Annotated in this window: 12 protein-coding genes; 8 read left to right on the top strand and 4 right to left on the bottom strand. The window is 73.4% G+C overall.

Translation table 11 applies throughout. The features are described 5' to 3' along the window. The first annotated feature begins 64 nt into the window (after positions 1-64). A complete protein-coding gene (locus tag IE307_RS01095) occupies positions 65-991 on the top strand; it encodes a bile acid:sodium symporter (protein ID WP_229904265.1) in 927 nt (308 codons plus the stop codon). Here IE307_RS01095 and IE307_RS01090 read toward each other — a convergent pair. Next, on the bottom strand, positions 984-1820 hold the full coding sequence (locus IE307_RS01090) for a helix-turn-helix transcriptional regulator (protein WP_191295541.1): 837 nt from the start codon (positions 1818-1820) through the stop codon (positions 984-986). The two genes, IE307_RS01095 and IE307_RS01090, sit on opposite strands and share 8 nt — an antisense overlap. A gap of 101 nt (positions 1821-1921) precedes the next feature. Here IE307_RS01090 and IE307_RS01085 point away from each other — a divergent pair, with 101 nt between their 5' ends. Then, complete coding sequence (locus tag IE307_RS01085; RefSeq protein ID WP_191295540.1) at positions 1922-2650, top strand: SDR family NAD(P)-dependent oxidoreductase; 729 nt, start codon at positions 1922-1924, stop codon at positions 2648-2650. Between the two features lie 226 nt (positions 2651-2876). Next, the gene (locus IE307_RS01080; RefSeq protein ID WP_229904264.1) at positions 2877-3641 is read left to right on the top strand and encodes a zinc-binding dehydrogenase; all 765 of its coding nucleotides are present in this window, start codon (positions 2877-2879) and stop codon (positions 3639-3641) included. Here the strand turns inward: IE307_RS01080 and IE307_RS01075 are convergent. Next, positions 3628-4224 (bottom strand): TetR/AcrR family transcriptional regulator, encoded by a 597-nt coding sequence (locus IE307_RS01075; RefSeq protein ID WP_229904263.1) that lies wholly within the window; start codon positions 4222-4224, stop codon positions 3628-3630. The genes IE307_RS01080 and IE307_RS01075 overlap by 14 nt on opposite strands. Before the next feature lie 5 nt (positions 4225-4229). After that, the gene (locus tag IE307_RS01070; protein ID WP_191295539.1) at positions 4230-4811 is read right to left on the bottom strand and encodes an NADPH-dependent FMN reductase; all 582 of its coding nucleotides are present in this window, start codon (positions 4809-4811) and stop codon (positions 4230-4232) included. Positions 4812-4938: 127 nt separating this feature from the next. On the opposite strand from IE307_RS01070, the gene IE307_RS01065 reads away from it, so the two are divergent. From IE307_RS01065 to IE307_RS01045, 5 genes are all read left to right on the top strand, one after another. After that, positions 4939-6393: a sensor histidine kinase gene (locus IE307_RS01065; RefSeq protein ID WP_191295538.1), complete on the top strand. Its 1455-nt coding sequence runs from the start codon at positions 4939-4941 to the stop codon at positions 6391-6393. Next, on the top strand, positions 6390-7046 hold the full coding sequence (locus IE307_RS01060; protein WP_191295537.1) for a response regulator: 657 nt from the start codon (positions 6390-6392) through the stop codon (positions 7044-7046). The genes IE307_RS01065 and IE307_RS01060 overlap by 4 nt, the downstream gene beginning before the upstream one ends. A 77-nt stretch (positions 7047-7123) precedes the next feature. After that, on the top strand, positions 7124-8266 hold the full coding sequence (locus tag IE307_RS01055; protein ID WP_191295536.1) for an alpha/beta hydrolase family protein: 1143 nt from the start codon (positions 7124-7126) through the stop codon (positions 8264-8266). Then, complete coding sequence (locus tag IE307_RS01050) at positions 8263-8880, top strand: DedA family protein (RefSeq protein WP_191295535.1); 618 nt, start codon at positions 8263-8265, stop codon at positions 8878-8880. The genes IE307_RS01055 and IE307_RS01050 overlap by 4 nt, the downstream gene beginning before the upstream one ends. A 10-nt stretch (positions 8881-8890) precedes the next feature. Next, positions 8891-9541, top strand: a complete 651-nt coding sequence (locus IE307_RS01045; protein WP_191295534.1) for a VOC family protein — start codon at positions 8891-8893, stop codon at positions 9539-9541. Here the strand turns inward: IE307_RS01045 and IE307_RS01040 are convergent. Beyond that, positions 9509-12172, bottom strand: a complete 2664-nt coding sequence (locus tag IE307_RS01040) for a LuxR C-terminal-related transcriptional regulator (RefSeq protein ID WP_229904430.1) — start codon at positions 12170-12172, stop codon at positions 9509-9511. The genes IE307_RS01045 and IE307_RS01040 overlap by 33 nt on opposite strands. Between the last annotated feature and the right edge of the window lie 49 nt (positions 12173-12221).

Raw genomic sequence — 12221 nt, 5'->3', positions numbered from 1 at the left:
GCGCCGTTGTGCCCCCTGCCGTGGTGACGGGATAGCGTCCTGATCATCCGATCGGGAGGGCGCGTTGCCGGGGTTCGTCGCGGGGGTGGAACGCCACCAGGTCGTCGTGTACCTCGGCGCGCTGGCGGCGGGCGGGGTGGCCGGGTGGGCGGCGCCGGGTGCGGGGCCGGTGCTGGAGCACCTCATCAACCCCGTGCTGGCGGTCCTGCTGTACGTGACGTTCCTGCAGGTGCCGGTGGCCGGGCTCGGGCGTTCGCTGCGATCGGGACGGTTCGTCGGCGCGGCGCTCGTCGTGAACTTCGTGGTGGTGCCGTTGGTGGTCGCCGCGATGTTCGCGTTCTTGCCCGCTGAGCAGGCCGTGCGGGTGGGCGTGCTGTTGGTGTTGCTCGCGCCGTGCGTCGACTACGTGATCGTGTTCAGCGGACTGGCGGGTGGTGACAACCAGCGCCTGCTCGCTGCCACGCCGTTGCTGCTGCTCGCACAGATGGTGTTGTTGCCCGGTTTTCTGCTGCTGTTCCTCGGAACGGACCTGGCGGCGGTGCGGCCCGGGCCGTTCGTCGAGGCGTTCGTGGTGCTGATCGTGGTTCCGCTGGTGCTGGCGTGGCTCACGCAGGCGTTCGCGGGAGGGCTGGTCGGGAGGATCGGCACGTCGATGGTGCCGTTGATGGCGGCGACGCTGTTCACGGTGGTGGCGTCGCAGGTGCCGAAGCTCGGCGACGACCTGCCGCAGGTCGTGCGGGTGGTGCCGTTCTACGTGGTGTTCCTCGTGGTGATGGCGTTCGCCGGGCTCGCCGTCGCCCGGTTGTTCCGGCTCGACGTCCCGGGCAGCCGGGGGATCGTGTTCACGGGGGCCACGCGCAACTCGCTGGTCGTGCTGCCGCTGGCGCTGGCCTGGGGCGATGTCGCCGCGGCGGTGGTCGTCACGCAGACGGTGGTGGAGGTGGTCGGCATGGTCGTCTACGTGCGCCTGGTGCCGCGGCTCGTCAGCTGACGGGGGTGCTCCAGGACGCGAGCATCGGCAGGACCTGGGCCGTGGGGGAGCCGGGCTCGACCGTGTAGACGACGAGCCGCTGCTGGGGCGCGTGCGGGAGGCTGACGGCCTCGATGCCGAAGGTGAGGCCGCCCGCCACCGGGTGCGCGATCTGCTTGGTGAGGGACGTCCGGTCCGCCACGCTCTGCTCGTCCCACCACCTCGCGACCTGCGGATCGGCGGCGCGCAGGTCGTCGACGAGGGTGATCAGCAGCCGGTCGCCGGGGTGCACGCCGAGTTCCAGGCGCAGACCGCCGACCGCCGCGGCGGCGAAGTCGTGCCAGTTCACGATGCGGTCGCGGACGTCAGGATCGGTGAACAGGTACCTCACGAACGAGGTTCCCGGCGGCAGGTCGTGGCCGAGGACCTCGGTGAGCAGGGCGTTGCGCGCCAGCACCTCCGACCGCCGGCCGAGCAGGAGCACGGGCAGGTGGTCGAGGCCCGTCATGACGCGCAGCAGACCGGGTTCCGGGCGTTGTGGCCGTGCGTCGGTCACCGCCGTGCGCCTCGTCGGCGCGGCCAGGTCACGCAGGTGCCGGCGTTCGACCTCGGTGAGCCGCAGGGCTCTGGCCAGCGCGTCGACCACGTCCTCGGAGACGCGCGACTGGCGGCCCTGCTCGAGGCGGCTGTAGTGGTCGGTGCTCAGGCCGGCCAGCAGCGCCGCCTCCTCCTTGCGCAGCCCCGGGACCCGGCGCCGGCCGGGGAAGGCGGTGATGCCCGCCTCGGCCGGGGTCAGGCGGTCGCGGCAGGCGCGCAGGAAGGCGCCCAGCGCGGCACGGTCTCGGGTCACGTCACGAGCGTAGAGGCGCGCGGGGAGATCAACCTGGTCATGCCGTGCCCCGGGTGAACGCGCACTGGTTGCCGTGGTCGCGGTCCAGTGTCGTGGAGGGCATGGCAACACACGCACTCATCACCGGCTCCACGTCCGGGATCGGCGCGACCACCGCGCGAGCGCTGGCCGCGACCGGGGCCCGTGTCGTGATCACCGGCCGGGACCGGTCCAGGGGGACCGCGCTCGCCGGTGAGATCGGCGCCGTCTTCCTGCCCTCCGAGCTCACGGCGCCTCCCTCCGAACTGCGGGCCTTCGCCGCCCGCGCCCTCGACGCGCTGGACGGACGCGTCGACCTGCTGGTCAACAACGCGGCCGTCTGCCCGCCGGTGCCGACCACCGCCCTGTCCGACGAGGACCTGGACGCGACGCTGGCGGTCAACGTCCGCGCCCCGCACGTCCTGGTCGCCGCGACCGTGCCCGGCATGGTCGAACGCGGGTCCGGCACGGTGATCACCATCGGCTCGTGGATGGCGTCGGAGGGGCTGCCGTTCGCCGCGCTCTACAGCGCCTCGAAGGCGGCCGTGGAGCACCTGACGCGCGGCTGGGCCGCCGAGTTCGGGCCGCACGGCGTCCGCGTGGCCGGGATCGCGCCCGGTGTCACCCGCGACGGGGAGGGCGAGGGCCTCGCCGCGAGCATGGCGGCGGCGACACCCGCCGGACGTCCTGTCACGACGGACGCGATCGCCAAGGCGGTCGTGTGGCTCGCCTCGCCGGCCGCGGAGTTCGTCCACGGCACCACGATCGCGGTCGACGGCGGCATCGGCACGACCAGGCTGGAGTGGACGTGATGAGGCAGTGGGTGCTCCCGGCCGGCGCGCACGACGCCGGAGCCCTGCAACTCCGCGAGGTTCCGGTCCCCGAACCGGGTCCCGGTGAGGTGCGGCTGCGCGTCCGCGCGGTGTCGCTGAACGGCCGCGACCAGATGGTGCTGCGGGCCCGTTCGGACGGCTCCCCGGCCGGGAGCTCGTACCGCTCTCGGACGTCGCCGGAACGATCGACGCGCTCGGCGAGGGGGTGGATGCGTTCGCGGAAGGCGAGGCGGTCACCAACCTGCACTGGCGGGACGCCCCGGTGCCGTCCCCGCCGCTCGGGCTCGGCGCGCTGGACGCCCCCGGCGTGCTCGCCACCCACGTCGTCCTGCCGGTCGACCAGGTGGTCGGGGCGCCCGCGCACCTGGACCACGTGGAGTCCGCGACCCTGCCCTGCGCCGGGGTGACGGCCTGGAACGCGCTGTTCGGCGACCACGAGGTGCTGCCAGGGCAGAAGGTGGCCTCGCTCGGCACGGGCGGGGTGGCCGTCTACGCGATGCAGCTCGCCAAGGCCGCGGGCGCCGAGTACTACGGGATCGTGCGACGCCCGGAGGCCGCGGCGCGATTGCTCGGCGCGGGAGCGAACGGTGTGGTCGACGACTTCTCCGAGTGGAGCGCGAAGCTGCGGGAGCTGACCGGCGGTGTCGACAAGCTGGTCGACACGGTCGGCACGACGACGATCAACGAGTCGCTGGCCGCGCTGGCGCCGCACGGGGAGGTGGCGCTGGTCGGCCTGTTCACCCAGGAGCCGGAGCCCCTCGACGTCATGCGGTTGTTCGGTTCGGGCGGCTCCCTGCGCGGAGTCGCCGTGGGAAGCGCACGGCAGCATCGGGACCTGGTCGCGTTCGTGGAACGGCACGGCATCCGTCCGGTCGTGGACGGCGTGCACCGGTTCGACGACGCGCCGGAGGCCTTCGCGCACCACCGGCGCTCGGGTGTCGTCGGCAAGGTCGTGATCACCGTGCCGTGAGACGTTCGACGAGGACCTGCCAGCTCGTGATCAGGTCGTCGACCACGAGCGGGCCCTCGTCCTGCCTCTGCAGGTACAGCAGGACCGGCCCTTCGAGCGCGGCCACGAGCTGCAACGCCAGCGTGCCGGTCAGTGCGTCGTCCGGGCAGGCCTCAGCCAGGAGCATCCGGACGTGGAACAACGACGGGCTCTGACCGGGGACCGGCCGGGCGACGTCGAGCGAGGCCCGGGCCAGTGCGAGGTGCGCGGCCAGGAACTCGAGCCGCGCCCGTCCGAACGCGGCCAGTCGCTCGGCCGCCGGCGCGCCGGGCCCCAGCGGTGCGGGCCCGGTCATCACGCGGTGCTGGAAGAGCGCTTCTTCCTCGTCCAGCACCGCGTGGAAGATGCCGGCGCGCGTGCCGAAGCGGCGGAACACCGTGCCCTTGCCGAGCCCGGCGCGTTCGGCGAGGGCGTCCATGGTGACGTTGCAGGCGCCGAGTTCGGCGACCATCTCGCGGGCGACGCCGATCAGGTGGGCGCGGTTGCGCGCGGCGTCGGCCCGTTCCTCACGGGGCGGGCCCCACGGCAGCGCGACGGGTTCCACGACCGTTACGACTGCTGCGCGGCGAGCTGACGGTCGCGCAACGGCGCGAGCGCGCTGCTCCAGGCGACCAGCTCGTCGACCATCGTGGACAGCGTGGCCACCTGGTGCTCGGACGGGAGGAACTCGCTGAAGTTCTTGAACTCGGTGAACAGCGAGAGCGCCACGCTGGTGCGCACGTCGGCCATCTTGAGCTCACCCGCGACGAGGCGGAGGTGCTCCACGGCCCGCGCACCGCCGACGCTGCCGTACGACACGAAGCCGACGGCCTTGTTGTTCCACTCGGCGAACAGGTAGTCGATCGCGTTCTTCAGCACGCCGGACGTCGAGTGGTTGTACTCGGGCGTGACCATGACGAAGCCGTCGAACTCGGCGATCTTCGCCGCCCAGGCCTTGGTGTGGTCGTGCTGGTACTGGCCCATGGCGGGCGGCATCGGCTCGTCGAGGTGGGGCAGCGGGTAGTCCTTGAGGTCGACCAGCTCGAACGTGGCGTCCGTGCGCTGCCCGGCGTTCTCCAGCACCCACTTGGCCACCTGCTCACCGTTCCGGCCGGGGCGGGTGCTGCCGATGATGATCCCGATGTGCGTCATGTCCTGATGTCCTTCGCCGCCTCGATTGAAGCGGACCGTACCCCGCTTCTCTAAATGGACTGTACCCCGCTTGAGTCGGGGCGGCTGGGTGCCGTGGGTCACAACGGCCGTCTTCTACGATGAACCGATGAGGTGCGGCTGGGGGCTGCGGTGGCCGGACGCCGTGTTGTGGGTGGTCCTGGCGGCGGCGGCGGTGTTCGAGGGGCTCGTCGGACTGGTGGCCGCGCTCGTCCTGCTGACCGCCGCGGTCGTGCTCTTCCGGAGGTCTCCGGTGTGGACGGTCTGCGCGCACGTCGCGGCCGCGGCCGCACCGGCGCTGGTGCTGGCGCCGACCGTGACGAACCTGCCGTGGGTCTGGCCGTTCTTCGCGGCCGGTGTGTTCGGGTTCCGCGCCGGGAGGTGGGCAGCGGAGCCGGTGCTCCTGCCGCTGGCCGCCGTGCTGCTGGCCGGGCTGCCGGTCAGCGTGCTGGCGGACGGATCGGTGCGCGGCGGGTTCGGCGTGCTGTTCGGGGTCTACGACTGGTCCGTGCTGGTGCTGATCGTGCTGGCCGTGGTGCTGGGACCGTGGCTGCTGGGCCGGTACCTGCGGCTCCGCGCCGAACTCTCCGCGGCGGGCCTCGACCAGGCGGCGTTGCGGGAACGGACCCGGATCGCGCGGGACATGCACGACTCGCTCGGCCACGAGTGGGGGCTCGTCGCTTTGCGGGCGGCCGCGCTCGAGGTGGCGCCGGACCTGCCGGAACGGCACCGGTTGGCGGCCGGTGAGCTGCGGGCGGGCGTGGCGGCGGCGACTGAACGGCTCCAGGAGATCATCGGCGTGCTCGGGCCGCGGGACGAACGGACCGACGTCGGCGCACTGGTCGAACGCGCGGCCGCCGCGGGCATGGACGTCTCGTGGACCCCGGCCGGGCCGTCCCCCGAACCTGTCGAACGCGCCGTGCACCGGATCGTCCGGGAAGGACTGACGAACGCCGCCAAGCACGCGCCGGGAGCACCGGTCAGCGTGCGGGTCGAGCGCTCGTACGACACCACGACCGTGACCGTCGCGAATGGACAGATGGCCGCGAGGCCCGGACCAGGCGGCGGAACCGGGCTGGCCGGACTGGCCGACCACGTCCGGTCGCTGGGCGGCACGCTCACCGCCGAGCCGCGGGACGACGGGTTCGCGCTGGTGGCGGAGCTGCCGCACGACGCACGACCGGCGCCCGCCGGTCCGCCCGCCCGTCGCCGCCTGGCCGGGGTGGCCAGGACACCGCTGCTGGCCGGCACCGCCGTCGCGGTGCTCACGATGGCGCTCTACGCGACGGTCGGGGCCGGCAACAGCCTCGATCCCGAGGTGTTCGAGAAGATCGTGCCCGGCGCGCCGCAGGCGGACGTCGAGGCCGTGCTGCCACCGTTCCAGATCCTGGGGGACCCCGAACGCATGCTCTCCGACCCGCCGAAGGGCGCTGACTGCCGCTATCACTGGGCGAGCGAGCAGACCGACGAGCGGCTGTTCTTCCGGCTGTGCTTCGTCGCGGACCGGTTGGTGCTCAAGGAGACCGTGCCGCGCGGCGCCATCTCGGCGGGGGAGGAGCGGTGATCCGGGTGCTGCTGGCCGACGACGAACCGCTGACCAGGGCCGGGGTCCGCGCGGTGCTCGGCGCCGAACCCGAGTTCGAGGTGGTCGGTGAGGCGGCCGACGGGCGTGAGGCGGTGGAACTCGCGCAGGCCCACCGGCCGGACGTCGTGCTGCTGGACATCATGATGCCGCGCGTGGACGGGCTGGCCGCGGCGGCCGAGATCCGCCGCACCGTCCCGGGCACCGGCGTGATCATGCTGACGACGTTCTCCGAGGACGAGCACATCGCGCGCGCGTTCGACGGCGGTGCCAGCGGTTTCCTGCTCAAGACGGGAGATCCGAGGGAGCTCTTCGCCGCGGTCAGGGCCGTGGCGGAGGGGGCCGCGTACCTGTCGCCGAAGATCGCGCACTGGGCGGTCCAGCGGCTGGGCGGCGAACGGGTGTCCGGTTCGGTGCGCGCGCGGGAACTGGTCGCCAGGCTCACCGAGCGCGAACGGGAGGTGCTCGCGCTGGTCGGCGCCGGGCTACCCAACGCCGAGATCGGCAGGCGGCTGCACGTCGTGGAGGGCACGGTGAAGGTGTTCGTCAGCTCCATCCTGCGGCGGCTCGAGGTGCCGAACCGGGTGCGCGCCGCGATCATCGCGTTCGAGGCCGGACTGGTCGACCAGGGCTGACCTATGTCTTTCGGCCAGTGTGCCCGGCAGCGTTCGACAGATGCCGGGCGGCAGGCCTGATCGACAGGCTCGGACATGTGAAAACCAGGTACGAAGCCGTTGTCGTGGCGGGAGTGCTGACCGCCGCGCTCGCCGGCCCCGCGGTCGCCGACCCCGTCCCGCTCTCGCTGCCGAAGCCGTCCGGGCCGTTCCCCGTGGGCACGACCGAACTGCACCTCGTGGACGAGAGCCGCGCCGATCCGTGGGCCCCAGGCAGGTCGCGCGAAGTGATGATCTCGTTGTGGTACCCGGCGATGCCGTCGCTGCGGGCCCCCGCACGCCACCTCCGCGCTGGGATCGCCGCGTTCTACGACCAGACCTCCGCGGGGTCGGTCGGGCTCGATCCCGGCGTCGCCGACTTCGCGGGCACCCGCGTCCGCGCGAGGACGGACGCGCCCGTGTTCCCCGGACGTCGCCCGGTGGTCGTCTACTCGCCGGGACGCGGGCAGTCGCGCTCGTTCGGCACCACGCTCGTCGAGGACCTCGCCAGCCGAGGCTACGTCGTCGTCACGATCGACCACACCTTCGCCGGTCCCGTGGAGTTCCCCGACCGCGTCGAACTGCCCGTCAGCCGCGTGGACACCGCGCTGATGATGCGGGAACGGGTGCGCGACACCGGTTTCGTGCTGGACCGGCTCGGCTCCACGGCTCTCGCGCCCGCGATGGACCTGTCGAGGATCGGCATGGCCGGCCACTCGATGGGCGGGTTCACCGCCGCCGAGGCGATGCTCACCGACCCGCGCATCGACGCGGGCGCCAACCTCGACGGCAGCCTGGACCCGAGGTCCGGCCAGGCGAGCGCACGGGGCGCGGACCGGCCGTTCCTGTTGATGGGCGGTGGAACCAGCGGGGCGGACGAGCTCCCGCACGACCACGTGCACGCACCGGACTGGGCGTCGTTCTGGGCGAACTCCACCGGCTGGAAGCGGGACGTGCACCTGGCCGAGGCGGAACACGCGAGCTTCACCGACGCCCAGGTGCTGCTGCCCCAGATCGACCGGAGGCACCCGCTGCCCACCGACAAGCTCGCGGCGGCGATCGGCACCGTCGACGCGCACCGGAGCCTTGCCGCGCAACGGGAGTACCTCGCCGCGTTCTTCGACCTGCACCTGCGAGGACGGCACACCACCCTGTTCGACGGCGACTCGCCCGCCCACCCGGACGCGAGGCTCGTCCCGTGACCGCGTTCCTCGACTGGCTCGCGGCCCTGCCGCCGTTCTGGGTGGTCGTCGCCGCCGGTGTCCTCGTGTTCGGCGAGTGCACGCTCGGCCTGGGGTTCATCGCACCCGGCGAGACCGGCCTCTTCGTGCTCGGCACCACCGCCACGAGCCCGCCCGCGTTCGTCGGGATGTGGCTGGTGACCACGGTGTGCGCGGTCGGCGGCGACTCGGTCGGGTTCCTGCTCGGCAGGCGCTACGGCACACGGCTGCGTGAGTCGAAGATCGTGCGACGGCACGGCGCGCGGCACTGGGACCGCGCAACGGACTTCCTGCGGCGCAGAGGAGCGGTCGCGGTGCTGGTCGCGATCTTCCTCCCGGTGCTGCGGACCGTGCTGCCCGCCGCGGCGGGGGCCGCCGGACTGCCCTACCGGACGTTCCTGCCCGCCGTGCTGGTCGGCGCGACGGGGTGGTGCGCGCTGCACATCGGCCTCGGCGCCGCGGCGGGGGAGACGGCGCGGAAGATCGAGAAGGTGGTCGGGACCGGCAGCATGGTCGTGGCCGCGGTGGTGGTCGTCGTCGCGGTGATCGCGGTCCGGTCAGGAATCGAGAAGCACCGGGCGAAGGATGACGCCTAGCGTTCCCGGCATGACCTCACTCGACGCGATCACCCTCGAGGTGGCCGACCTCGCGGCCGCCGAACGCTTCTACGCCAACGCCAACGCCAACGCCAACGCCAACGCCTTCGGACTCGGCTCCCGCCTGCGCCTGCGGGCCTCGCAGGAGCCGGCCACCGGCTTCCGCGGCTTCACCCTGTCGCTCACGGTGTCGCAGCCCGCGGACGTCGACCTCCTGGCCGGCGGCGCTGTCGACGCCGGCGCGACGGTGCTCAAGCCCGCCGCGAAGTCGCTGTGGGGCTACGGCGGCGTGGTGCGGGCGCCGGACGGCACCATCTGGAAGGTGGCGACGTCGGCGAAGAAGAACACCGGCCCCGCCACCGGTGAGATCAACGACGTCGTGCTGCTGCTCGGTGCGACGGACGTGGCGGCGAGCAGGCGGTGCTACGTCGAGCAGGGCTTCGCCGTGGAGAAGAGCTTCGGCCGCACGTACGTCCAGTTCGCCGCGGCGGGTGCCGTGAAGCTCGGGCTCTACCGGCGGCGCGCCCTCGCCAAGGACGCCGGGGTGGCCCCGGAAGGCTCCGGCTCGCACCGGATCGAGATGCACGGCGCCGGGCGGTTCACCGACCCCGACGGGTTCGCGTGGGCGTCAGGGCAGCCGGTCGGCCAGCTCGGCGCGTGAGCGGATGCCGAGCTTCGTGTAGACCTTGCGCAGGTGGTACTCGATGGTCTTGGGGCTCAGGAACAGCGCGGCCGCGACCTCGCGGGTGGTCTTGCCCTCGGCGAGCAGGAGCGAGACCTGCAACTCCTGTGGTGTCAGGGTTTCGCTCCTCGGCCTGCGTTCGATCGTCTCACCGGTGGCGCCCAGTTCGACCGCGGCGACGTCCGCCCACCGGGCCGCGCGCAGGTTCTCGAACGTCTCCAGCGCCGCGTGCAGGTGCGGCCGGGCGTCCACCCTCCGCCGGGCACGTCGCAGGCGGGCACCGTAGGCGAGCCGGGTGCGCGCGGTCTCGAAGTCGTCCAAAGTCCTGTGGTGGAAGGACAAAGCCGCCTCGAAGTGGGTGTCGAAGTCGTCGCTGAGCACGCCCAGCGTTCGCTCCGCGCGGCCCAACGCCCACGGCTGCCCCTTCGCCGCGGCCTCGGCCCCGAAACGCCGCGCGACCCGCAGGGCTTCCTCGCGCCGGCCCAGCCGCACCATCGCGTCGGCGAGCTCCGGCGCGGGCGACAGGTCCGGGTCGGTCAGCAGGAGCTCGTCGAGCAGGGCGGCGAGCTCCTCCAGGTGTGCCAACGCCTTCTGCGGGTCACCGAGGCCCAGTTCGAGCTCTCCCAGCGCGAACAGCGACCACACCCGGCCGATGTGGATGTCCCGGGCGCGGCAGATCGGCAACGCCTCCGCGACGAGGTCGCGGCACCGTTCCTCGTCACCCAGCCGGGCCCGCAGCCAGGCGAGACCGGCCAGGCACATCGCGAGCTCGGTCTCCTGCCCGGTCTCCCGCGCCAGCCGGGTCGCCTCGTCGTAGGTCGCCTCGGCACGGCTCCACTGGTTCGTCGTGGCCTCGTCCCGCGCGACGTGGAACAGCAGTGCGGGCAACGTGCCGACGGCGGTCTCCGCACGGGCGTCCGCGACGATGCGCCTCAACTCCTCGCCGGAGTCCGAGTCGCGAAGGAACAACGGTCCGATCATCAGCCACGACAGCCTGCGCCGGTCGTCGCGCAGCCGCCCGGAGGAGGCGAGCAGGTCGACGGCGGCCCGGATCTGGCCGGCGCCGCCGCGGTTGGCGAGGATCCGCGCGACCCCCGCCGCCATCTGCCCGAGCCCCCGCGCCCGCGGCGTCGTCACGCGCTCCAGCACCGCCTCGATCTCGTGCGCCAGTTCGACCCCGGTCACGGTGTCGCCGAGGTAGAAGCACGCGTGCACCGCGTCGGCGAGCAGCACCACGCCCGCGTCGGGGCTGCCGGTCTCCCCGGCGGCGACGCGGCAGAGGTCGCGGGCCTCGGTGAGGGAACCGGTGCGGGCCGCGATCGCCGCCCGCAGTTCGACGGCCCGCAGCCGGACGCCGGGGTCGGTCAGCCCGCCCGCCTCGTCGAGCAACGAGACGGATCGCGCCGTCTCGCCCGCCAGCCACGCCGACTCCGCCGCGGAGACGCACAGCGCGGCGTGGCGCCCGGCATCCGGACTCAGCCGCGCGGCTCGTTCGTAGGCGGCGGAGGCGACGTCGTGCGCACTGCGTTCGTGCGCCCGCAGCGCCGCGCCGACCAGCAGGTCCGCGACGTGGGCGTCCGGTCCGACGGCGGCCTCGGCGAGGTGCCAGGCGTGCCTGTCTGCGTCGTGGGGTCCCAGTGCCTCGGCGACCGCGCGGTGGATCGACCGGCGGTGGGGTGCGGCGCCGTGGACGGCCGCCCGGATCAACGGGTGCCGGAACTCGACGTGACCGTCGGCGATGCGGATGAGACCGGCGCTCTCGGCCTCGGTCAGCGAGTCGACGGGCACGTCCAGCACCCGGCACGCGGCGGCGACCACGCGCAGGTCGGTGCCCGCCACCGCGGCGACCGCCAGCGCCGCCTGACCCGCCTCACCGAGGGAGCCCGCCTGCGCGGCGAACTCGTGGGCCAGCGCGGCGGACACCGGCAGCGGTGCCTCGGGCGAGACGTGCCGATGCGCCTCGGGGGCCAGTTCGATCAACGCGAGCGGGTTGCCGGCCGTCGCGCGGTGCAGCCGGGCGATGAGCTCGGGCGACACCGGCACGTCCGAACGGCTCGCCACCAGGGCGCCGGCGGAGGCCAGGTCGATGCCGGACAACGGCAGCGCGGGCAGCGGCGGGTCGGGTGAGCGGGTGGTGGCCAGCAGCACGATCGGGTCGGCGGCGAGTCTGCGGGCCGCGAACGCGAGCGCTTCCGCGGAGGCGCGGTCGACCAGGTGCAGGTCGTCGAGCAGCACGGCCACAGGGCGTTCCTCGGCGAACCGGCACAGCAGGCTGAGCGTCGCGGCGCCGACCGCGAAGCGGTCGACGACCTCGCCCGGACCCAGGGCGAGCGCGACGGACAACGCCCGCGCCTGGGGCCCGGGGATCTCGCCCAGCCGGTCCAGCGCGGGCCGCAGCACCTGGTGCAGGGCACCGAACGGGATCTCCTGCTCCGGCACGCTCCCGGCCGCCCGCAGGACGTTCATGCCGAACGCGCACTCGGCCGCGAACCGCAGCAACGCGGTCTTGCCGACACCCGGCTCGCCCGTCAGCGCCAGGGCACCGCCGTGCCCGATCCGAGCGCCCGCGACGAGTCGCTCGATCCGCTGCCGCTCCGAGTCGCGCCCCATCAGCACACGGGGGAGTGTAGGTCCGCGAACCCTAGGTGGGGCACCTGAT

Origin of the sequence: Lentzea cavernae (assembly GCF_014653695.1) — a bacterium.
Lineage (GTDB): Bacteria > Actinomycetota > Actinomycetes > Mycobacteriales > Pseudonocardiaceae > Lentzea > Lentzea cavernae.
The sequence above is the reverse complement of the archived record's forward strand: the minus strand, read 5'-3'. Positions and strand labels throughout refer to the sequence as shown.